Raw genomic sequence first — 23963 nt, forward strand, 5'->3', positions numbered from 1 at the left:
AGGTGTTGCTTCATACTCAATGGTTGCGCATACCAATAGTTAAGTTATGCAGTTTAATCAACTAAACATAGCCTTGGTTATAATCAAATGCCAAATTAGCCGACGAGCGTGAAAAAATTCAATGCGTCTCTGCGCTTAGTCTTTGCCATTGGGTGGTGTGTGGATATATATGGGCTCCGCCATTTTCTCTAGCCAGCGATTTTTAAGCTGGACGTTTCGCTGAATTCGACTGTCTCCCCACCCTCTGCCTTTCCACATAGGATCTGCATCCCAGTCAGCGTTTATAAAAGAGATTGCTTTAACTACATCCTTGTTTGCTTCTATGTGGTCAAAAAACAGAGAAAACCAATCAACCCAAATTAAGTTGCCATCAACCATATCCATCCAAAAACCTCGGGGTGTCACCTCAGCGGCAAATACTGGAAGGTTTTTCTCTCTTGCCAACTCGAATACTACTGGTGATCGCGTTTCATTGTGCCAATAGGAGTACCCTAGCCAATCAACGTATTCATCACCAGGCCAGTATGCGTCCCAAACGCTTCTCTCTAAGTAAAAACGAGATGCGCCCAAAACAGTGGCGAAATTACTTATGTCTTCCCGTCGCAAATGATCGACGATACGACGCCACGCGCCTTTAAAAGCCTCTGGCTCGTAGTGATTCCAACTGCCATCAAACTCGTAACCAATGCGAAGGTAAAAGGTATGCTGGCGGTACTCTTGAATGAAATCGGCTAGCTCTTTGATTAAATGATCGTAATCACCGTTTGCTACTCGCCCCTCCTCATCTAGCTCCATAGATATAGAAAGGTGCACCAAAGTGTTTTCAAAGCCTGGAGCCTCCAAATAACAACGAAGACACATGGGTCCCGCACCCCAGCGCGTTTGGCGATTTAATCCATCAACACTGCCAATATCAAAGGAATAACCAAAGTCATTGGTTTTTCCCTCAGAGAAATAAACATAATGAGTGATTCCAGCAGGCATACCCACATGATCAATGTAACCATCTCGCCAGACTCCATGACCACCAACGGACTTATTGTCCTGTCCAACAAATATCAGGATTTCGTCGGTATTAGGCGTGTAGGCGTTAGCCAGCGCTGAAGAAAGTGACAAATAAAAGCACCCCACCAAAAGGCAAATGACATGTTTTGACATCGTTATTCAAACCGTTTTTTTAACGAGAGAGTAACAAAATAAAAACAGGATGAAGGTGAATAGCGAAAAAAGCCTAACGAAATGGTAAAAAACATAAAACCTATCGCCTAGCTCGGCTATAGTGAGGTTTGTACGTTTAAACTCATAGTTTACTCACAAAGCTGAGTTACACTGTGCTTTAGTCAGAATTTTAAGAAGCGAATAAATAAAAGGTTTCCATGCGCAAATTATTGATTTTATTAATGGCCGGTCTTTTCTCCTCAGTTATCATCGCTCAAGATGAAGAAAGTACTGAAGAAGCTCCCATTGAATATGGCCCGCTAGACGCTAAATACATGGGTACTCATGGCATGGTCCTAATGAATTCTGGCGGTAAATTATTTGCGTCTAATTTGACAAGCTATGACTCACCTCACGATGTGCAATTAGTGTATCGAGTCAAAGCATCCACTTCCGCAGTCAATATAATGGTGAAAGATGCCGACTTGGTCACCATAAAACCAGAGCCATTCAATATACAGCGCCTGATGCGCGGAGAAACAATCTCGGTAATTGCCGATGTATATTTGGGACATTATGACCGCGGTGCGATGATGACTCATGAGCAAATTGAATTCAGTTTTGAAACACAACTTTACGTAAGAGAACTTACCGAACTTGCTCCGTCATCTAGGACAAAAGTTTATGATTCGATAGATATTGGTAACGACGAACGCATTTTGATTCATCAAATTACAGAATCACCCAGTTATGATCAGCTAATTTTGCTCTACACCAACCAGACTTGCCTTACTCAGTTCAATACATCGAGCACCATCCCTCAGCAAGGAGAGACGTTTATGGCACTCAGTATGTGCGGCCCAATGAAGCCACTTTACTACGATGCTGAAGCGCTTCAGTAAAGAAAACCCAGTTGAGGGCACACCAATATACGATGCACTAGAGAGGGACTGGTGCCTTTTTACAGCCATTTTGCAAGGGAGTCATAGGCTTTCTATTGCACGCCATTACCATCCATGGTGCTCAGCTTCGGCATCCATGCCTCAGATGGCAATAAAAAGCCTATGACTCCCTCTATGACATGTCTTACATTTTCATTACTTATCGAAATTAGCAAGACTTAAACATTTTTTAATACCTACAGTTTTTTTGATGGTTATCACAGATTTAACCGTTATATCAGCGCTCACTTTAAACTCTAATATTAGCCCTTTGGTCGTGTAAAGCATTGCAGGTTGTCACACCTAACGTTAACGTAGAAGTGATATTCTAGGGTCCACTTATTGGTAATAATAATGAGAACATTTATAAAGGCTGCGATTGCAGCGAGCATAACGCTGACATCAGCGGCTGTGTTTGCTGAATCTGACGACACGAAATTTAATAGCGCCACTTTCTCGGCAATGGAACTTCGAAACATAGGGCCAGCATATATGTCTGGTCGTATTGCAGACATTGCCGTTGATCAAAACAACCCTTCAACTTGGTACACTGCCGTTGGTTCTGGCGGAGTGTGGAAAACCGTTAACGCAGGTACTACTTGGACCCCTATCTTTGATAGCCAAGCGGTCTACTCTATCGGTGATGTAACACTAGCGCCAAGTAACTCAAATATTGTTTGGGTAGGTACGGGTGAGAACAACGGTGGACGTCACATCAGCTTTGGTGACGGTGTATATAAATCACTTGATGGCGGCCAAACATGGAAAAACATGGGGCTAGAAAAGTCTGAGCATATCTCTGACATTATTATTCACCCTACCAATCCTGACATTGTATGGGTATCAGCTCAGGGACCACTTTGGACTGGTGGCGGTGAACGTGGCTTGTACAAAACTACTGATGGCGGTGAGACTTGGAACCAAGTACTTACCACTGAAGACGAGTGGACCGGCGTAACTTCACTACTTATCGACCCTCGTAACCCTGATAGACTTTACGCAGCGACATGGTCGCGCCAACGACTTATTGGTACCTACGTGGGTACCGGACCGGGCGCAGGTATTCACATGTCTGATGATGGCGGTGAAACCTGGACAGAACTAAAAACAGGTCTTCCAACAGGCAACATGGGTAAAATCGGTATGGCGATTTCTCCGATGAATCCTGATGTCATTTACGCGACAATTGAAACAGACAATCGCGGCGGTGGCTTCTATCGCTCAGCAGACCAAGGCGCAAGTTGGACCAAAATGTCTGATGAAGTGGGCGGCGGTACTGGCCCTCACTATTATCAAGAAATCTTCGCTGACCAACATCAATTTGACCGTGTTTATATTGCCAGTAACTACAGCAAAGTGTCTGACGACGGCGGTAAAACATGGACTCCTATCAGCACCGAACGCAAGCACGTAGACGACCATGCGATGGCCTTCCACCCTACTGACCCAGATTTTGTATTGATTGGTTCAGACGGCGGTATTTATATGTCTCATGACCGCATGGAACACTGGCGTTTCATGGCTAATCTGCCACTGACTCAGTTCTATAAGGTTGCTCCAGACGACGGCTACCCGTTCTACACTGTGTATGCAGGTGCGCAAGACAACTCTACTCAAGGGGGTCCTTCGCGTACCATGCGTGAAGACGGCATCAAAAACAAAGATTGGTTCCTGACCCTTGGCGGCGACGGACACCAACCTGCGGTTGAGCCGGGTAACCCAAGTATTATGTACTCTCAGTGGCAGCAAGGTAACTTGATGCGTATCGACACTACCACTCGCGAAGGAGTTTACATTAAGCCACAACCTTTACCGGGTGATCCTGCTGAGCGTCATAACTGGGATGCGCCAATCAATGTATCGGCTCATGATCCAGCGAGAATCTATCATGCATCACAACGTGTATGGCGCTCTGACGATCGCGGTGACAGCTGGACAGCAATATCAGGCGATCTCACCAAAAATGGTAACAGAATGCACACGCCTATGATGGGCAGAACCTGGTCGGTTGAAGCCGGTTGGGATATCTATGCAATGACCGAGTTTCACACCATTGCCAACTTTGCTGAAAGCCCTGTTGATGAAAATATTCTTTGGGTTGGTACTGACGACGGTTTGATTCAAGTTACCAAAGACGGTGGTAAAACGTGGAAGAAAATCGAACTTGACGATATTCGCGGTATTCCAGAAAACGCCTACGTTAACGACATTCGAGCTGATTTATTCGATCCGAACACGGTTTACGTAGCACTTGATAACCACAAGTATGGCGACTTCAAGCCTTACCTAATTAAGTCAACTAACCTTGGCCGCAGCTGGACTTCTCTTGCTGACGACATTCCAGAGAAGCACCTGGTGTGGCGAATTGTGCAGGATCACGTGAACAAAGACCTTATGTTCATTGGTACGGAATTCGGCATTTTCTTCACTGTTAATGGTGGTGAAAACTGGGTTGAGCTTGATGGTGGTATGCCAACCATTTCAACCCGCGACGTTCAAATTCAGCGTCGTGAAAACGACTTAGTGGCAGGTACCTTCGGCCGTGGTATCTACATTCTTGATGACTACGCGCCTTTGCGTTCACTCACCGAAGCATCTTTTGAAGAAGAAGCACTGCTATTTGCACCTAGCCGCCCAGTGAAATGGTTTGAACTAGATAGCAATCACAGTGATTCGGACGGTGATGATACTTACCAAGCGGAAAACCCTGAACATGGAGCTACCTTTACGTATTACTTGCAAGACAGCTTGTTGACTGCGAAAGAGCAACGTCAAAAAGCTGAAAAAGCAATGATCGAAGATGAAGAATATCCATTGTACCCAAGCTGGGAAGCCATCGAAGCAGAAAACCAAGAAGCTAAACCAGCGGTTTACTTTGAAATTCGCGATGCTGACGGCGCTTTCGTTAATCGTATTGAAGGGTCGACTAAATCAGGTCTTCACCGTGTAACGTGGGACATGAAATACGCGAAAACCACACCGGTGACAGGCGCAGAAGGTTCAAGTTGGTTCAGTAGCACAATGACGGCGCTACCAGGTACGTATACAGCAACTATGTTCAAACGCGTAGGCACTGAAATCACTCAGCTTACAACACCGGTTGAGTTTGTACTTGAGTCGATTTATGAGGGTGCACTTGAAGGCGCTTCTAAAGAAGAGATGATGGCCTTTGGCGATGCGGTGGCAAAAGCACATAAACGCTCTACCACTACAACGAACGTGCTAAGCGACATGGAAACTACCATGGAAAACCTGCGCACTGCGATTGATCGTACGCCGGGAGATATTGCACCGCTAGAAGTAGAGTTTGCTGCAATTCAAGACGAAATCAACGCCATCAAGAAAGCACTTTATGGTCTGAAATCTCGTAATCGTATGGGTATAAAGCCTGCCAATATTACAAGCAGATTAACCTATGCAACTTCAGGTTTAATGTCTTCTTACGGTCCAACTCAGCAGCATAAAGACCAACTAGGTTATGCCAACGATGGACTCGATGATGTAAGCAAGCGCGTTAAAATGCTTCAAGAGACTACAGTACCAGCTCTGCAACAGGCTGTGATGAACGCTGGCGGCCCTTGGACAGCAGGATTGTCTGTGATCACGGAATAAGAAGCGCAGACTATTTACTGATTTATTCAGTATAATTAAAACGGCAGCAATAATGCTGCCGTTTTTTATTCATAACTCGCTGTTTACTTACCCAGTAATGAAAGTATTACTCCTTGCTATAACAAGCCTATTTGCTGTGCCTATTTATGCCACTGATGTTGAAAACGTCACGGTCACCTCATCGCGCCCCTACTATTACGACACGCTAGAACAGATTTTCCCGCAACAAACCTACCCCGTTGATGAAGCTGCATTGAGTGGGTACGTTAACGACTCCTTGCTCCGCTCCCCGGTAATCAGCCTAAACGGCCAAGGTGGGCTACTGCAAAACGTGAGTGTTCGAGGATTCTCACGCTGGAGAGTCCAAACCTTGCTGGATGGCGTGCCTATCATTAGTGATCGACGAGCAGGCTCGAGCTATGGCTTTTTGCCCTCTGATTTTGTGAGTTCAATTCTTGTGTTACCCGGTGCTGCATCTACTTACTTGGGCTCAGGTGCTATCGGAGGAGCCACAGACATTCAGATTTCAAGGGCCGAGTCACCAGTGTGGAAACTACAATGGGGCTCGAATCAGCAAAATCATGGTATTACCTACAGCGACGCTAGTGATAATACTGATTGGAAATTGACGTATCGAAAAGCGGAAAATGGCGAAGATGCGAACGGTAACACGCTCTACAATCAATTCACTCAACGCGCGCTATTTGTAAGACACAATCCAGAATCCGGCCCCGTGAATGAACTATGGTCTTTGTACTCAACAAATGACGAAGTTGGAAAATCAAGCAGCGACTTTCCCAACGACCGCATCACTATATACCCAAATTACTCACACTGGCTCGGCAAAGCTCGCTTTTCTGTTTTGAATCATAGCGGCAGCTTCTGGTGGCACCAATCTTCGCTTGAAACGTCGACACTTCGCGTAGATTCGCGAATCAATGACAGCAAAAACCAAGCATTGGACTTTGGTGCAGATATCGGAAACAAGCATTTGTTGGGCCGATGGAAGACCAATTGGCAAATAAAGGTAGCCGGCCGAGACGGCGTAAAAACCGATGAAACTGAGCGCACACTGACTGATGAACTTACTTATAAGCTGACTACACTCGACGCCACCGAATTGACTGTTAATGGCCTTTTTGACGCATCTACAAGCTTGAGCACCACAGCCCTTGCGTGGGGAATGGGCGTAAGTTGGAATCAACAAAAACAGCGCGATATCGCTATTTACGACAACAACCTCAGCGGTTTTATTGGCCTCAGTCACCCAATAGGAAATCATTGGTTAGCGAGTGTTTATTGGTCTAGCGCGTATCGCGTCCCCTCTCTTACAGAACGTTTTTATAGGGGCGAAACGCCTAGAGGCATTGTTATTGGCGATACCTCTCTCGACACAGAGCAAGCGAATAATGTGCAAAGCACCATTAGTTATACCAATACTCACATGCAAGGCAACATCGAGCTTTTTCATCAACACATATCAAACTACATAGAGCGAATAGAAGTGGCTGAAGATACACTTCGATACACTAACCTTAGTAGTGCGACTATTAACGGACTGAGTTTTGAAGTGAACTGGCAGTCTGAAGATAAACGCTGGATGGCGGGCCTAAGTGGCGCATGGATAAAAGGTCAGGATCATGCTAACAATCCACTTCAAGATATCCCTCCGCATAAACTGCGTCTAGATATAAGTCGAACGTTTAGCAATCTACGCATCTACACCGCATTAAACTACCGCGCTGAAAAGACAAACATAGGTGACAGCGAGAGAGAATTACGCAATGTAACTACCTTAAACGCAGGAGGAGAATGGCAAGTGTCTCAAACAACAGCTATTGGGCTGCGGTTACAAAATGTAACTAATCAAAGCTATTCCACCACCGCTGATGATCAAGCGCCTTTTGCCCTAGGGCGTAACATAGAAATGTCTTTATCGGTCTCGCTGTAGACGATAGTGCTGTTTGCGATACTTACTTTTCAATGATGTAACGAGCATTACCATCCCGGTTATCCATAACACCAAAAGTAGTATTGCAGCAGGCAGAAACACCCAAAGTTTTGCACCTTCGAAGAACCAACTTCCATCATGAATGGCTTCAATGGTATCGGTTCTGCGATAAGCCACGTGGAGTACTTCACCCGTCTGTGTGTCGAGTTGTACTTCCCAATGGTTTTTAGCGCGCACTTTCACAATCCCTTTGCTGGGCCTAACATCAAGTCGGTCAATATCATCCCATTGAGTAATACCCGCTTGTGGGACTTCTTTTGCAGCACGGAGTATTGCTTCAAAGCTGAGTTCTGGAGCAGCACTCAGTCCTTTTTGCGTAGGCGGTTGTACCCAATCAAACTCTTTCTTAACCTGCAGTAATAAACCACTCACCAGTACAATAAGCACTGGAATGAAAATTCCCAAAGAAACCCATAAATGAAGGGAGCGACTAGTTTTACGAAGTTTTATAGACATGGAACAACTACCTGGATACACCCTACTACTATACGTGAGTTAACCGTTTTAGTAACTCAAGTTAACGTCAAATTAAGTCAATGCATCGTGTTTGAAAAGTCACTCCCCCCATGACCAAACAGTCAGCTTTTGGCATACAAACTGCACCATTCACCTAAGTTCCTTAAGATATCTGCGGTTACCCGCCAAAATGCGCAAAGAGAGTGCAAAACGTGCTGAAATCCTCACCAAAATTGGTCTACGTTCATACGCGAAAATACCTTAGTTCATTACTTTGGTGCGGTTTGCTTGCTACATCGCCACATACCATGGCTCAGACCAATGATTTGTCATTTCAAACTAAAGATGCCGCAGCACTGCTATATGATCGTTGTGAAAGTTGCCACAACGACTACATATTTTCAGGGAATTGGTCGGTTGAAGACATCAGCGCCGAGGACATTGCTCACGGCAGAAACCTGGGGCGTTGGGAGTCTATATTAAAAGCCGTTGAAATGGGTGACATGCCCCCAGCCGATAAAAAGCCACTCACCGCCGAACAAAAAGCGGGCTTGTTACAGTGGCTTGAGGTATCGCTCAATAGTTACAGTGAACATCATCCCAATCCCGGGCGCGCAACACTGAGGCGATTGAATCGCAATGAATACGCCAATTCAGTAAGAGACCTACTGGCACTAGATGTGGATATTAGTGGGTGGCTACCGGGTGACGATTCGGGCTACGGTTTCGACAACAATGCTGATGTGTTAGGTGTGTCAACTACATTACTTGAACGATACATTTCTGTGGCAGGTAAAGTCAGCCGACTGGCCACCGGCACTGCTGGAGACAATGCAAGTAAGACGGTGTACTTGATTCCCAAAGACGGCTCAGTAAAAAACAGCGGGGTGCCGTCCTTCGACTTGAGGATGAGTGACGATTTACCACTAGACTCTCGCGGTGGTGGTAGTTTTAATTTTTATGCGCCCGTCGCTGGTGAGTATGAAATAGCGGGCTTTATCAATGCCAACACTAACAATGAAGTAGACCGACTCGATATTCACCGATATAGCCATCAACTCCATTTATCAGCGGGCAGCCATACCATTGGCTTGTCTTTTCGCAAACGGCTGGCACTATCAGAGCATGTACCCACTGTGCGAGAGGGCACGAGCTACGTAGTAATACCCGATAGAGCCCCAACAACATTAGACCTCGACTTCATTGTAGATGGTGCCCGTACTCACTCAGTGAAAGTACCTTCATATAACATGTCTGACCGTTTTTCGCAGGCAGCCTTTTTACGAGACGTGCAAGAAATTGAGGTTATTGGGCCTTTAAGCAATACACATCTCAATAACGAGCCAAGCAGTAGTTCAAGTCTTACGTTTGCCCAAAACCAAACGCCAAGTACACAGAAAATATTCATCTGCGAACCAGACAATACGCCCGATAGTGAACTCGATTGCGCCACCACTATTATCGAAAACTTATCTGCTAAGGCCTATCGCCGCCCTGTGACGCACAACGATGTTACGCCGCTGCTTTCTGTCTACCAACGAGCTAGAGTTGATCTCGATTTTAAATCCAGTATCGCCACTACCATTCAGGCATTGCTGGTTTCCCCCGGCTTTTTGTACATTCAAGAGCCTATGACCCAAACGCCTACTTCCAATAACGTATACCAAATTAATGATACTCAATTTGCAGCACGGCTAGCCTTGTTTCTATGGAGTAGTTTACCCGATGTCGAACTGGCTGAAGCTGCCCAATCAGGTACGTTACGTGAGCCAGAAGTATTGCGAGCGCAAATACAACGTATGCTAGCGTCCGATAAAGCTCGTGCACTCACCGACAACTTTGCAGGCCAATGGTTATACTTGCGAAATCTGCCCTATCACTTCCCTGACGTATTTGAGTTCCCCCAGTTTAACGTTCCACTTCGCCAATCTATTGAGCGTGAAACAGAGCTGTTTTTCACTCGTATATTGAAAGACAACCGGTCAATTTTTGACTTTCTTAATGCTGACTATACCTACTTAAACGAATGGTTAGCCGAGCATTACGGCATTGATGGTGTAAAAGGCAATGCGTTTCGTAGAGTTGATTTGAGAGAGAATGAAAACCGCGGCGGATTATTGGGGCACGCAAGCATACTTACGTTAACCTCAAATCCCAATCACACGTCACCAGTAAAACGGGGCAAATGGATTTTAGATAATTTATTGGCGGCGAGCCCACCGCCTCCTCCACCGGACGTACCATCGCTTATTGCAGAACACAACGGTATTGCGCTTACCGCCCGTGAACAGTTAGAACAACATCGACAAGATCCCGTGTGTGCCGCGTGCCATGTGCGTATGGATCCATTAGGGCTGGCTTTAGAAAAGTACGATGCTGTTGGCGCTTTTCGCACCGTTTACGCAGGACAAGAGATTGACGTTAGTGCACAAATGCCTAACGGCACGCAATTCGAAGGCTTGCAGGGCCTGCATACCATATTGTGGGATAAGCGAGAGCGCTTTGCTCATGCCTTTACCGAAAGATTACTCACCTTTGCACTTGGGCGAGGTTTAGAGCCCTATGACCAACCAACGGTGAGACAGATAGTTGAGCAAGCGAGTACACACAACTACCAGATTCACAGCATTATAGAAGCAGTGGTTACCAGTACCCCATTTAATTTCAAAAAAGTACCAGAGGCGAGAGATGAACAACACATTGCCACAGCTCACTAGAGAGAGATTATCCCGCCGCACATTTTTGAAAGGATTAGGCGTGTCTATCGCGTTGCCGAGCATGGAGTCGCTGATGCCGAAAGCCCATGCCGCATCGTTTGAAAAACGCCCTAAACGCATGACAGTATTTTATTCGCCTAATGGTGTGCGAATGCAAAGCTATACCCCAAATATGGTGGGTGAAAACTATGATATTACACCGATCCTCAAACCCTTAGAAAAAGTGCGAGACAAGTTCTCCGTTATCTCTGGGCTAGCCCATTATCAAGCCAGTGCGTTTGATTCTCCGCCTGCTGGGCACGGCAGGAGCTGTCCTGCGTTTCTTACTGGGGTGCACGTAAAAGCCACTGAAGGCTCAGATATTTACTGCGGAATATCCGCTGACCAAGTGGCTGCACAATACTTTGCCAAAGACACCCAACTTGCTTCGTTAGAGCTGGGGATTGAACCGCCCAGCTTACTGGGCAGCTGTGACATTAACTACAGCTGTACCTATACCAATACCATATCGTGGAAAAGCCCGACCCAAGCCCTTCCGGCCATGGTAGCGCCGAGCGATGTATTTGAACATTTGTTCGGTGATGGCAATAGTATCGACGAATCAACTCGCCAAATGCGCCTTGCACATAAAAGCAGTATCCTCGATTTTATTAATGAAGAGGCAAAACGAGTAAATCGTCACCTAGGTACCAACGACCGACACAAAATGGCCCAGTATTTAGAGTCTATTCGCGATGTAGAGCGGCGTATTGCAAAAGCAAAAGAAACTTCAATTGAAATGAATTTAGACGGGTTTTCCGTACCTGCGAATATTCCTTCCGATTACGAAGAGCATGTAAAAATCATGCTCGACTTACAAATGCTTGCCCTACAAACTGACATTACTCGAGTCAGTACATTTATGTTAGGCCGTGAACTCAGTAACCATGCCTACACCAATCTGGGTATTCCCGATGGCCATCACGCGTTAAGTCATCACGCCAACATACCCGAAAAAATAGATAAGCTGGTAAATATAAACGCCTACCACATGCAGCTATTCGCAGACTATTTAGAAAAAATGGCAAGTATTCCCGACGGAGACTCAAATTTGCTCGAGAACACTTTTGTCGTTAGAGGTGCATGTATCGGTGAATCAAACGATCACGATCACATGGACTTACCTATCATGCTTGCGGGCGGTGGACTTAAAGGTAATCGCCATATAGCAGCCCAAAAACACACCCCTATGTGTAATCTACTGGTGTCTGTGTTGCAACAAATGGGCGTTCCTATAGAGCAGTTTGGTGATAGCACTGGCCCACTTTCCGAAATTTTGGCGTAAGGTATTGTTGTGAAAATTAATAGAATTGCTCTCTGTGCACTCTCGCTATTCGCCCTAGCGGGATGTTCTGGTGAAAAGAACTCATCAATAATGACTGAGTTTTCACCACAACAAGAGGTAGCACTCGTTAAGGCCAAGCAAGCTATACTCGACCTCGACATAGACGCCTTAGCTACCATTACGTCAATAATAGATGTAAACCACCCGCTTCCCGATAAATCCACGTTACTTGCATGGGCGGTGGAAACTCAAACACCCGAATTAGTGGAGTTATTATTGAGCAAGGGGGCAGATACCAATGCCAACACGGGAAACCCATTTACTCCGATTATTCAGGCGTGCCGGTATGGTAACCCCAGCATTATATCCACCTTACTTGATCATAGCGCCAATCCTATGGATGCCATAGAAGATGGCACAACTGCCTTTCAACTGTGTGCTGGAAGCACAACGCCAGAGTTACTCTTGCGAATGGTCAGTCTTGGCGCGCAGGTCTCTTCACAAAATCAGTATGGTCAAACGGCGCTTATGTGGGCCGCAAATTCAGGTAAACCAGAGAATGTGAGATTACTAGTTAATCAAGGCGCAAATATAAACCACAAAACACTCGAAGGTTATAGCCCTTTGTTCTTCGCCATCAAAAGCCATCATTTGGATACGGTTCAAGAAGCAGTAGAAAGCGGCGCAGATCTTCTTGCAACCGCTGACGACGGAACGACCGCAGCTCAACTAGGGGTATACACCAAAAACTACCCGTTTCTAGTCTGGTTTGCATCAGAACTTACTAACCTATTACCAACCGATGCGGTCAATGATGTACTAACCCAAACCGACAGAGACGGCAATCAGCTACTCCACGCCGCAGTCACCGCCAATCAACTAGCGTTAGTCGAAGCACTGCTAGATGCCGGTGCTAACCCCACCACCATAAGTGAACCTTCCACGCTCACTTGGCGCTACGAAGCCAACTTTAAAATGGAAGATTATATTCCCCCCCAACAAACACCCATAGAGATTGCTGAGAAGAATAATTTCAATGAGATTTTATGTGTTTTAGAACAAGCACTAAAAGGTAAAGCATAGAAATTGAAATGAGGATTGGTGCGTCTACCCTGACTCGAACAGGGGACCTCTACCATGTCAAGGTAGCGCTCTAACCAACTGAGCTATAGACGCATCATGTTGCAACGGGCGTTGCATTTGAGGCGCGTATAATAACTACGCGCCATATATCGTGCAAGAAAAAGTTGTGAAATCAAGTGTCAATTGATTAATTCACGTGCAGTTTCCACATAACTCACTTCATATTGAAAGGGAGCGGTTGAATTTTGTCTACGATTTGACCATTTCTTACCCAATTCATAAAACACTCACCTAACCTGTCGGTTTCCTCTAACACGCGACGCCAGTAACGAATTCTCGTGGCAGCTTCCATTTTTTCGAAGTCTTTCCTATCGGGTATTTTTTCAAACGGCAGTGAGGCCACAAAGTCTGGTGACGGAACTAACATGACAACATTATCGAAACTAGATTGGTGGGGATAACGCTTCTTTAATCCCTTATCAAACCAACCTGGAATAGCCTTGTTGTAAAAGTGAGGATAAAGCACCAGTTCATCACCCTGACCAAACTTTAGGTCAAAGTGGTAATCAATAATTCCACCGTCACGATACATACCCTCTGGCGCGCCAGGAATATCCTCCATTCCCTCAAGCACAATGGGTATGGCACCCGATGCGAGTAAACTACTATGAATGTTATTTATTCCTAACTTGTAGTGTTCGGTAGGAATATTGTAGGGGTCTTGGAATGTCAGTGTTGCATTAGGAGAAGAGAAAATACAACGGGTATAAAACTTTCCTAAATGCTTCCTTCCAATAGCATTAGCCGTCGCACTCATGGCTAAGCCACTCATTTGCGCCAGCTTACCTCTCTGCTTATCTTTTCCCTCACAACGAGCGGCAATAATATGTGCTTTAAATCTTTGATTGTCGAGTACTTCAATCTTGCCATCGGTGTCGACCATATACTTCACTAAAGCTTCTGCTTTTTGTGTGATTTCTCGAGGTGTTGGATGACGGCTGTATTCTGTACTTGAATATGAATCGGCAAGTCGATTAATCGCGGCTAAAGGATCTCTTTGTACCGCACATATTGCTCGAAACGCACCAGCCGATGAGCCTATCACATCAACTCTATGTTGAGATTGTTGAAACCACTCGGGGAATATAACGCGGTCTAACCCTGCTAAGGTAAACCATTTTGGGCCTCCCGACGCTCCCAAAAAATAGCGAAAAAGTGAAGGGTGAAAACCCTGATTTCGAATTGTCTCAATAGCTTTGCTTCCAGCAAATATCTCTAGCGCTTCCAACCTTTATCCTTACTTTCTTTTTTCTTTATTATTTAGTGTTTTGTTTTTCAACACAATGGCTATAAGTCACGCTTGCATTCATACTTAACGCTGAACGCCATTCACATTATTGGTTAGTTGACCCAGTACTCTAGAAAAAACATCGAACTCTTCTTGAGAAATACCTTGCTTAATCTGTGTTTGCCACGTTTGAATCTTTGGAACTAAGTCGTTGTAGCTCTCTCTTCCTAGCGGCGTTAAGGATAAAAAGAAGGCTCGTTTATCCGTTGAATGCTGACGCTTTAACAAAAAGCCCCTATCGACTAAACGTTGGATAGCGCGGGAAACTTTCACCTTATCCAATAAGGTTAATTCTGCCACGTCTCTTGCTCGACACTCACCTTTTTGTTGTATCGTTGCCATGATCCGCCACTCTGGCGTAGATAGCGAAAGATGCTCTTTGTACACCTGAGATAAGGATTGGCTTAAACCTTCCGCTAAAAAAACAGCGCGATAAGCCAACATATCTTCTAACTTAAATGTCTGCACTCTGCGCTCCTATCGTAAAGTTATCAAAACAGTGAAACCAAAACTGCCTTTCAGCATTTTCTATTTACATTTGATTTACGTTTTACAGGTCACTACTCTAAGACAATTAGTTTCATTTGTAACTAGTTTACAGGAAAAAACATGACTCACCCTGAATACCTTTGTGGTTTTAACAACGAACATGAAACCGAAGCCCTTCCCAACGCACTACCCAAAGGGCAATTCAATCCACAACGTGTCAATTACAACCTCTACTGCGAGCAGTTGAGTAGCACAGCATTTACTATGTCTAGAGCCAAGAATCGCAGGAGTTGGCTATATCGAATTCGGCCATCCATCGCCATGGGAGATTTTACGCCGTATGAAAACAATGGCATTGAAACGGCGCCTTCGAATATTCCCTGCCCCCCAAATGTGATGCGATGGGACCCCATGCCACTACCCGAAAACCCAACTGATTTTGTAGATAGTTTGGTGACCATTTCAACGTGTGGCGACGTCTCTCATCAAACTGGAATGGCTATTCACTATTACGCTGCCAACAAATCAATGGAGAAACGGGTATTTTACTCATCTGACGGTGAGCTTTTGTTTGTTCCTCAACTCGGTGAACTTGTCGCTAAAACTGAATTTGGCAACGTGAACCTTTCTCCTGGCGAGATCATGGTGATTCCCCGTGGTGTGAAGTTTTCTATTTCACCCAAAAGCAAAGCGATCCGTGGTTATGTTTGTGAAAACTATGGCCACCCTTTTGAGTTACCGGAACGTGGCCCGGTAGGAGCCAATGGCTATAGCAATCAGCGAGATTTCTTGTACCCAACGGCATCATTTGAAGATGACGACACCCCTCATACATTAATTAACAAGTTTTGCGGGCATTTATACAGTGCACCACTCAGTCATTCACCTTTTGATGTTGTTGCGTGGGTAGGCAACTCCGCTCCCTACAAGTATGACCTCGCCAACTTTAACGTTATCAATACCGTAAGTTTTGATCACCCAGACCCATCCATTTTTACAGTACTCACTTCCCCGTCTGATACGGAAGGAACGGCCAATGTTGACTTTGTTATCTTCCCACCACGATGGATGGTGGCAGAGAACACTTTCAGACCCCCCTATTACCACAGAAATATCATGAGCGAGTTTATGGGGCTAATTGAGGGAACCTACGATGCGAAAGAGAAAGGTTTTGCGCCTGGCGGAATGAGTTTACACAATTGTATGACACCCCATGGTCCAGAGGCGGAAGTGTTTGATAAGGCTTCTAGAGCTGATTTAGCACCTCAGAAGTACGAGAACACGTTAGCATTTATGTTGGAAAGCCGATATCCCATCGCACCCACTGAATTTGCACTAAACGCCCCTCAACGACAAAACAACTACATAGATTGCTGGAAAGGTTTGCAAAAACACTTTAATGGGAAGCTGTAAACAAGAACATGCGTAACATTATATTTACACAAAAAGGCTGTACATATAAGAGTTAATTCACTGTTTTATATAGAATTACCTTACTTCGTCAGTAAGGTAATTCTTTACAAAATACCGCTATCAACTTTTCGTTACAGATACACTTGCCACTAGCCCAATGTCTGGTTTCGCCACTTCATTGCCCCTGTTGTCACCTCATGCATAAAATCAGGCATCTACAAATCGAACATCGGTCACTTTAGAACCGATGCAGTTTCAACAAGTGAGACAAACATGGCAGACCTTTTTGACAACCCAATTGGATTAGATGGCTTCGAGTTCTTAGAATTCACTGCCCCAGAAAAAGGCATGTTAGAGCCTATTTTCGAAGCGATGGGCTTTACGCTAGTAGCTCGCCACAAATCAAAAGACGTTGAGCTTTGGCGTCAAGGCGATATTAATTTATTAAGCAACTACGAGAAAAACTGCCACGCATCTTATTACGCCGAAGAACACGGGCCATCTGCATGCGGCATGGCATTCCGAGTAAAAGACGCTCAGAAAGCGTACTCAGAAGTACTTGAACGTGGGGCTCAGCCGATGGATACCCATACTGGACCGATGGAGCTTCGCTTACCTGCAATCAAGGGAATTGGCGGTGCTATGTTGTATCTCATTGACCGCTACGAAACCGGTAGTACTATTTATGACATCGACTTCAATTGGTTAGAGGGCGTAGATCGCCACCCTAAAGGCTGCGGATTCCATACCCTTGACCATCTCACTCATAACGTTTACCGCGGTCGTATGGATTATTGGGCAAAATTCTACGAAAGTTTGTTTAACTTTAAGGAGATCAGATACTTCGACATTAAAGGCGAGTACACCGGCTTACTATCAAAAGCAATGACTGCACCGGACGGAAAGATCCGTATCCCACTCAACGAAGAAGCTGTCGGTGGTGGCGGTCAAATTGAAGAGTTCTTGATGAAGTACAACGGTGAAGGTATCCAGCATATCGCGTTCGCTTGTGACGACCTGCTCTCTTGCCTTGACAAGCTCAAAGCAAAAGGCATGAAGTTTATGACTGCACCGCCAGAAACTTACTACAAAATGTTGCAAGAGCGTCTACCCGGTCATGGAGAGCCTGTCGACGAACTACAAGCACGAGGCATATTGCTAGATGGAACCACAGAAGGTGGACAGCCCAAACTACTACTTCAGATATTTTCAGAGACGGTGTTTGGTCCCGTGTTCTTTGAGTTCATTCAACGTAAACAAGACGATGGATTCGGCGAAGGTAACTTTAAAGCACTATTTGAATCGATTGAGCGCGACCAACTGAATCGCGGCGTGCTAGAAACTGCGCAATAATTAAAAGGTTACTGTTTACAGTGTGATTTCAAGCCGGCTTAATCCCAACTAAGTCGGCTTTTTTATTTTCAATTAATCCTCTTCGTCCACATAAGCTTTGTCATACAGTGCGCAAAACGAGCCACTAACGTCTTTAATAATGACAAAGGCAGCTTTACCGTGATATCGAATTTCGCTGTGCTGCATGCCGCCACACTGACTAACTTCGATCAATGCGTAATCTAGGTCTGACACTACAAAGTAAGGTATCCAGCCAGATGGCAAGTCTTTATTTGGTCCTTTTCGATGGCAAATTCCCCCTACGGGTTCACCCTCACTGTTAAGCATCACGAAATCAGAGTAGTCGCCCATGTTAACAGCGTCGCACGTCCAACCCATGACCCGTTGATAAAAATTTGCGAGTTCTGTCGCATTATCTGTGGTGATATCGATCCACGTATTTTCAGACATAGTAATTCCCTGCAGTTATTCGCGTATTTCGACCAGTAAGATCGCTACAATTTTAATCAAGCAACAGTAAAACATTAGTGCATGTCAAGCGAACAAATAAGAAAAAATTAAAAACTATTTCTATTTAAGATATAGACAGGGGCTGTGGAAAATGCTTGGTATTTTTATAATCTTATCCACTGAACATTGTTTGTACAATTTATATAACCTTTAAAAATCATGCAGTTAGCAATTACATCCAAACTACTCAACAAACTTATCCACAGATTAAGTGGATAACACTTGGTAGTTAGTCACAGTTAGTGTTTAATGGGCACGTTGCTTATCAAACATTTTCAAAAGGTATACATGGCCAAGCAGACCCTGGCAGTTTTAAGCGAAGAGTTCACGATCCACAGCCTTGATGCTGACAGTGGGATCCCTAGTTCAGTACTCACGAGCCCACTCTTTTTTCTGGGTAAAACCCAAGAGGAACTCTCTATTGTTGTCCCTGCTTCTGTGGCGGTCGATTCACTCGACAAGGATGAGCATTGGCGTGCGATGGAGCTTATTGGTCCGCTGCATTTATCCATGGTTGGAATTATGGCGCAGATTGGCGCAGTGCTTGCCGCAGCAAAAGTTGCTATATTTGTGGTTTCAACCTTTGAAACCGACTTTTTCCTGGTAAAAAGCAACAAGCTAAAAGACGCGGTAAAGGCGCTTGAATCGGCGGGTTACACCATCAAATCTTACTAGTCCCTATGAACAGCAGTAAAACGCTTACTGAGCACCCAGAAAATTTTCGCAAAGCCGTTCCTGTAGCAAGCCCTGCGTCGGGCAAAGTTACGTCACTCGACACATCTTCTTGTGTACTAACCCGTCACGAAGTTTGGGGGCCCGGCTGCGCAATAAACACCATGTCGCCCCAACTAACGAGCCCTTTCAACGGCACAGTTGTAGATGTTTCCCCACTTGATTATTCAGTTACAATTAAGGCGTCTTTTGGGCTTATATGCAGAGTAAAATACGGCGACAACACTGCACACCTTCATGGTGAGCGTTTTATGTGTTTGGTGAACCCCAAAGATCAGATAGTTGCCGGGCAACCACTGTTTACCGTAAACGGTGGCTGGCTCAAGCAGAACGGCGTACAGCCACTGTGTATTGTGACCGTAGCCAACGCCAAACGCATACTGGGTGTTGTTCCATCGGCACAGAAACATGTAAATGCGAATATCGATCCTATATTTACCGTGTACGTTTAAGTGCTATATAATTTCCCTGTCTATCACCATACTTTTATGTTTTGCATCGAAAAAGTCCTAAGGCTAGACTGTGAGCCTATTTACGATGTATGAGCATTCAAATGAGTACTGTTCTTTATGGCATCGCAAACTGCGATACCATCAAAAAAGCCAAAAAATGGCTTACTGAAAACCAAGTAGCCTTCGAGTTTCACGATTATAGAAAAGACGGAATTACAGACCAATTTCTAAACGATGCCGAGGCGGCGTTAGGTTGGGAAGCCATGCTTAATAAACGTGGAACCACGTTTCGTCAATTGAGTGACGAGGACAAAGCAGACTTGACTAAAGATAAGGCTCTTGCACTTCTAAAAGAGCATCCGGCAATGATAAAACGCCCTATTCTGTCTCATGAAGGTCAATTTCACATTGCATTTAAACCCGCACAATACGAGAGCATATTTTGATTGATTTAGACGTTATTGAAATTGCCAAAGAGCTCATCAACCGTCGCTCGGTAACTCCTGAAGATGCTGGTTGCCAAGACGAAATGAAGGCTTTTTTAGGCTCCCTTGGCTTTAACAATGAAACTATGGTGTTTGAAGATACAACGAACTTATGGTCTCGCAAAGGAACCGAAGGTCCTGTTTTTTGTTTTGCTGGTCATACTGACGTAGTACCAAGCGGCCCTGAGTCTTCTTGGGAAACACCTCCATTTACTGCCACAGAAGTCGATGGTTATCTTCATGGTCGCGGTGCAGCGGATATGAAAGGTAGTCTTGCAGCTATGTTGGTGGCAACACGAGAGTTCGTGCGCGATTACCCAGATCACAAAGGCAGTATTGCTTACCTAATTACCAGTGATGAAGAAGGGCCTTTTATCAACGGTACAACTCGTGTTGTAGATACGCTAGAAGCTCGTAACGAGAAAATTGATTGGTGTATTGTGGGTGAGCCAAGCTCTACCGACAATGTGGGAGACATCGTCAAGAATGGACGTAGAGGTTCACTCACCGGCGATCTTGTCGTTAAGGGCGTACAAGGACACGTAGCATATCCCCATCTCGCTAGTAATCCAGTACACAAGGCTTCTACTGCCCTTGCTGAACTGGCCGAGAGTCACTGGGACAACGGCAATGATTACTTCCCTCCCACTAGCTTTCAAATATCTAACATTCATGCAGGTACAGGAGCAGGGAACGTTATTCCAGGTGAACTACACGTTTGTTTTAATTTCCGTTTTTCAACAGAAGTTACCAATGACATTCTTATCGACCGAGTAACAAAAGTCCTAGATAAGCACGACCTAGAATACGACATTAAATGGACCTTTAACGGCCAACCTTTCCTCACAGATACTGGTGCACTTTTAGAAGCAACTACAGCAGCCATAGAAGAAGTTAACGGTATACCAACCACTTTATCCACTGCAGGTGGTACTTCTGATGGACGTTTTATTGCCCCCACTGGTGCACAGGTTATTGAGCTAGGTCCAGTAAATGCCACTATTCATAAGATCAACGAGTGTGTGAAAATGGCTGACTTGGAAGCGTTAGCGAAGATGTACTACGGCATTTTGGTACGCTTGCTCGCATGATTGATTGGATGGGGCTTCACGGAAACCACTTACATGAGGTAGAAGAACGCCATCAACTGCATTCAGAGGCATTGCTTGCTTACAAAGCAATGCAGCTGAGTGCAATTAACGACGGCATAGATCTTCAGTTAGTCAGTAGTTACCGAAGCTTTGATCGCCAATTAGCTATTTGGAACAACAAATGGAATGGTGGTGCCACGCTCTATGATCCGTTAGGCCAGCCACTTGTTTTTGAAACACTCACTGATAAACAAAAACTCTTCGCGATTCTCACTTGGTCAGCGCTCCCCGGAGCAAGTCGTCATCACTGGGGTACTGATATGGACGTGTTTGACTACCAAAGAGTAAAAGCGTGGGGTGAACCGTTTGAGTTAGTTACCGCTGAGTATGAAGGCAACGGCCCTTGTGCCGAGCTTTCATTCTGGTTATCAGACAACATGGAAAGCTTTGGGTTTTATCGGCCATTCGATGCATACACAGGGGGAGTCGCTGCTGAGCCCTGGCACATTAGTTTCAAAACTACGGCAGAAACCTACGAGAAAGAGCGAAACGCAAAAGCACTACTGCAACATTTGCAGTCCGCCAACATTTCAGGTTTATCAACCATAGAAGCATGCTTTACTGAGATATTTCCGCGCTTCGTTTTAAACCGAGGAACATTATGAGCCTAACTTGGATCCTTATCATTATTGCCATCGTTCTTGGCGTAATCATTGGCAATATTTTGCTACTCAAGCACAGCGCAAATTTGAAAATGCCCGCAGATAAAGTGAAGAAAATTGAAAATGAGGATGACGAAGACAGTAGTTGGTAATCTAAACTTATATCTAATTATCGAATAGTACGTTTATGCGCTATGCTTAAAACCTATCTCAAGTTTGTGATAATTAATGAAAAAGCTTAGCCTCACATTTATTCTTTGGTTACTGATTCTCAGTAGCCCTGTTGTTTCCCTCTCTGCCCACAGCAACTCGTTAAACATTGCGATTATGACTGTAGACCCTGCTTACATTGAGGTATTCGACAAATTCTTCACAGACTTCGATGCTCAACATCCAGATATATCCGTTACCGTAGATTATTACAGTGATGCGAGATACAAACGGGATATTAATCACTGGATGGAAAATGGCAGCTATGATGTGCTCTACTGGCAAGGCGGAGAACGCCTTGTGTCCCTCATCGAAAAACAACTACTCGTTCCTATCGACACTTTAATATCAAAAACACATATCGAAAATGCATACCAAGCAAACGTGTTAGAGAGGGTCACACAAGATAACTTTGTCTATGCGCTGCCAATGGCACAGTATTCCTGGGGCTTTTACTACAACAAAGCAATTTTCACCCAACTGGCTCTATCCCCTCCAAAAGCATGGTCTGAATTCATAAACGTCATGCTTGAGTTAAAGGCAAACGATATTTCTCCTTTTATCCAACCTGTTGACGACAGTTGGCCTGTGGGTGCATGGATAGACTTGTTGACACTTGCCGCGGGTAGTCAGCCGTTACATTCTAACTGGGTTTCTGACACACCAAGCAATGACCCAAAAGATATAGAGCCATTGCTAAACCGCGCTAATCAGGTGCTTGGCCAAGATTTCTTTTACGCCCCAGGTCATGCCTGGAAGTGGACGGAAGGGATCCCAAATGTATTGAGAGGTCAGGCTGCAATGGTGCTTTTGGGCCAGTTTGCTGAGGGCAGAATTCCCGCGAGTTTGAGTGATAGAATTGGCTACTTCCCGCTTCCCTTGTCTCCAAACATTCAAATTTCTGCCCTTGAATTATGGGTTGTACCGCGGATTACACAGAAGTCTCCTGCCCTTATAAAGCTATTGGAAATGCTGTCTGATCCAGAAAAAAGTGCTCAGCTTGCGGTAAGCTTAGACTGGTTACCCGTGTCGAACATAAACACAAAAGCGCTTCCACTCTCTCAAAGAGAGTTAACAGCATTAAACGCGCTAACTTCAGCGACAACTCATGTTTCTTACTTCGACAGAGACGTGAGCCGTTATTACGCATCTGCCTTTGAATCTGCATTGATAGCCTCTATTCAACAAGATGATAGCTCAGCTTTAGCGTCTTTCTTATCGGACCCAAAGCCTCATCAAGAAGAATTACCCCCACCCCAGCAAAACACTATTACGTTAGGCGCGCTGTCTGGCGTTACTGGAACTCATCTTGTGGTGAAACTATTCAGGCAGCTGTATGAAAACATAGGCTATGAGTTAGATGTAAATTACGTAGAGAACGAACAGGCACTTACTCACGCATATGCCCAAGGGCTCGACGGAGAGTTCCTACGCCAATCCGGGTACGATGAACAATATCCCGACCTGATCAGACTTTCAGAGAGTATAGGTAAAGGTACGTTCTATCTGGTATGTAAAACCGATGACATATGCAGTAACCACACGGCGAGAAGTAAACAAAAAATTGCAACGAGCATCAATTCCACGGTAGGTGACTGGTGGGAAAATGAGAACCAAACCGAATTGCTACACTACTCCTCAAGCTTTGCAATGTGGCGAGATTTATTCGATGGAAAGGTAGATGGGGTGTTTAGCCCTGAGTTCGATATTCTCTCTCAGTCACATAATCTGCAGAACTATAAAATTGTGCCTGTTATTGAGATTGAGCTTTATCATTATATTCATCAACGCCATAGGGATTTAGTCCCCTTACTCGACGCTGAATTGAAACGGATAAAAGTCGAAGGGACTTGGGATGCCATTCTTGAACAATATCGTGCGGAGCAATAAGCATACAAGTGCCCGGGAAATTGATG

20 protein-coding genes and 1 tRNA gene are annotated in these 23963 nt (G+C 44.9%); 15 read left to right on the top strand and 6 right to left on the bottom strand.

The window, feature by feature from the left end; genetic code table 11:
• Positions 1–135: 135 nt before the first annotated feature.
• A complete protein-coding gene (locus tag EYS00_RS08865; RefSeq protein WP_207301697.1) occupies positions 136–1116 on the bottom strand; it encodes a glycosyl hydrolase in 981 nt (326 codons plus the stop codon).
• Positions 1117–1376: 260 nt separating this feature from the next.
• Between EYS00_RS08865 and EYS00_RS08870 the strand changes: the two genes are divergently transcribed.
• The 3 genes from EYS00_RS08870 (at position 1377) to EYS00_RS08880 (ending at position 7662) form a co-directional block, all read left to right on the top strand.
• Entirely contained in the window at positions 1377–2060 is a 684-nt protein-coding gene (locus tag EYS00_RS08870; protein WP_130636195.1) for a hypothetical protein, read from the top strand.
• A 393-nt stretch (positions 2061–2453) separates the two neighbouring features.
• Entirely contained in the window at positions 2454–5711 is a 3258-nt protein-coding gene (locus EYS00_RS08875; protein ID WP_130636196.1) for a sialidase family protein, read from the top strand.
• A 52-nt stretch (positions 5712–5763) separates the two neighbouring features.
• Entirely contained in the window at positions 5764–7662 is a 1899-nt protein-coding gene (locus EYS00_RS08880; protein WP_130636197.1) for a TonB-dependent siderophore receptor, read from the top strand.
• Here EYS00_RS08880 and EYS00_RS08885 read toward each other — a convergent pair.
• The gene (locus EYS00_RS08885) at positions 7645–8178 is read right to left on the bottom strand and encodes a PepSY-associated TM helix domain-containing protein (protein ID WP_130636198.1); all 534 of its coding nucleotides are present in this window, start codon (positions 8176–8178) and stop codon (positions 7645–7647) included. The genes EYS00_RS08880 and EYS00_RS08885 overlap by 18 nt on opposite strands.
• A gap of 212 nt (positions 8179–8390) precedes the next feature.
• Here EYS00_RS08885 and EYS00_RS08890 point away from each other — a divergent pair, with 212 nt between their 5' ends.
• Genes EYS00_RS08890 through EYS00_RS08900 form a run of 3 tightly spaced genes read left to right on the top strand, consistent with a single transcriptional unit; the run spans position 8391 to position 13302 of the window.
• The gene (locus tag EYS00_RS08890; RefSeq protein ID WP_130636199.1) at positions 8391–10895 is read left to right on the top strand and encodes a DUF1592 domain-containing protein; all 2505 of its coding nucleotides are present in this window, start codon (positions 8391–8393) and stop codon (positions 10893–10895) included.
• Entirely contained in the window at positions 10867–12219 is a 1353-nt protein-coding gene (locus tag EYS00_RS08895; protein ID WP_130636200.1) for a DUF1552 domain-containing protein, read from the top strand. Before EYS00_RS08890 ends, EYS00_RS08895 begins: the two co-directional genes overlap by 29 nt.
• 9 nt (positions 12220–12228) lie before the next feature.
• Positions 12229–13302 (top strand): ankyrin repeat domain-containing protein, encoded by a 1074-nt coding sequence (locus EYS00_RS08900; protein ID WP_130636201.1) that lies wholly within the window; start codon positions 12229–12231, stop codon positions 13300–13302.
• Between the two features lie 16 nt (positions 13303–13318).
• On the opposite strand, the gene EYS00_RS08905 is transcribed toward EYS00_RS08900, so the two are convergent.
• The 3 genes from EYS00_RS08905 to EYS00_RS08915 all read right to left on the bottom strand — a co-directional run bounded on the left by EYS00_RS08905 (position 13319) and on the right by EYS00_RS08915 (position 15118).
• Positions 13319–13395 (bottom strand) — tRNA-Val (locus tag EYS00_RS08905).
• Positions 13396–13516: 121 nt separating this feature from the next.
• Complete coding sequence (locus EYS00_RS08910) at positions 13517–14590, bottom strand: patatin-like phospholipase family protein (protein WP_130636202.1); 1074 nt, start codon at positions 14588–14590, stop codon at positions 13517–13519.
• 84 nt (positions 14591–14674) lie between these two features.
• Positions 14675–15118 carry a MarR family winged helix-turn-helix transcriptional regulator gene (locus EYS00_RS08915; RefSeq protein WP_130636203.1) on the bottom strand — a complete coding sequence of 148 codons (444 nt, stop codon included), beginning with the start codon at positions 15116–15118 and terminating at the stop codon, positions 14675–14677.
• A gap of 141 nt (positions 15119–15259) precedes the next feature.
• Between EYS00_RS08915 and hmgA the strand changes: the two genes are divergently transcribed.
• Positions 15260–16552, top strand: coding sequence for a homogentisate 1,2-dioxygenase (gene hmgA, locus EYS00_RS08920; protein ID WP_130636204.1), 1293 nt, complete (start codon positions 15260–15262; stop codon positions 16550–16552).
• A 273-nt stretch (positions 16553–16825) separates the two neighbouring features.
• Positions 16826–17905, top strand: coding sequence for a 4-hydroxyphenylpyruvate dioxygenase (gene hppD, locus EYS00_RS08925; RefSeq protein ID WP_130636205.1), 1080 nt, complete (start codon positions 16826–16828; stop codon positions 17903–17905).
• Positions 17906–17977: 72 nt separating this feature from the next.
• Here hppD and EYS00_RS08930 read toward each other — a convergent pair whose 3' ends face one another.
• Positions 17978–18355: a VOC family protein gene (locus tag EYS00_RS08930; protein ID WP_130636206.1), complete on the bottom strand. Its 378-nt coding sequence runs from the start codon at positions 18353–18355 to the stop codon at positions 17978–17980.
• Positions 18356–18703: 348 nt separating this feature from the next.
• Here EYS00_RS08930 and EYS00_RS08935 point away from each other — a divergent pair, with 348 nt between their 5' ends.
• From EYS00_RS08935 to EYS00_RS08965, 7 genes are all read left to right on the top strand, one after another.
• On the top strand, positions 18704–19090 hold the full coding sequence (locus tag EYS00_RS08935; protein ID WP_130636207.1) for an ACT domain-containing protein: 387 nt from the start codon (positions 18704–18706) through the stop codon (positions 19088–19090).
• A gap of 5 nt (positions 19091–19095) precedes the next feature.
• Positions 19096–19599: a PTS glucose transporter subunit IIA gene (locus EYS00_RS08940; protein ID WP_130636208.1), complete on the top strand. Its 504-nt coding sequence runs from the start codon at positions 19096–19098 to the stop codon at positions 19597–19599.
• Between the two features lie 101 nt (positions 19600–19700).
• Positions 19701–20045, top strand: coding sequence for an ArsC family reductase (locus EYS00_RS08945; protein ID WP_130636209.1), 345 nt, complete (start codon positions 19701–19703; stop codon positions 20043–20045).
• Positions 20045–21175, top strand: a complete 1131-nt coding sequence (dapE, locus tag EYS00_RS08950; protein WP_373995561.1) for a succinyl-diaminopimelate desuccinylase — start codon at positions 20045–20047, stop codon at positions 21173–21175. The genes EYS00_RS08945 and dapE overlap by 1 nt, the downstream gene beginning before the upstream one ends.
• On the top strand, positions 21172–21840 hold the full coding sequence (locus EYS00_RS08955; RefSeq protein WP_130636211.1) for a M15 family metallopeptidase: 669 nt from the start codon (positions 21172–21174) through the stop codon (positions 21838–21840). The genes dapE and EYS00_RS08955 overlap by 4 nt, the downstream gene beginning before the upstream one ends.
• Positions 21837–21989 carry a DUF2897 family protein gene (locus EYS00_RS08960; protein WP_130636212.1) on the top strand — a complete coding sequence of 51 codons (153 nt, stop codon included), beginning with the start codon at positions 21837–21839 and terminating at the stop codon, positions 21987–21989. Before EYS00_RS08955 ends, EYS00_RS08960 begins: the two co-directional genes overlap by 4 nt.
• A gap of 76 nt (positions 21990–22065) precedes the next feature.
• Entirely contained in the window at positions 22066–23937 is a 1872-nt protein-coding gene (locus EYS00_RS08965; protein WP_130636213.1) for an extracellular solute-binding protein, read from the top strand.
• Positions 23938–23963 lie beyond the last annotated feature (26 nt).

It is taken from the genome of Alteromonas sp. KUL49 (genome assembly GCF_006538345.1).
Taxonomy (GTDB): domain Bacteria; phylum Pseudomonadota; class Gammaproteobacteria; order Enterobacterales; family Alteromonadaceae; genus Alteromonas.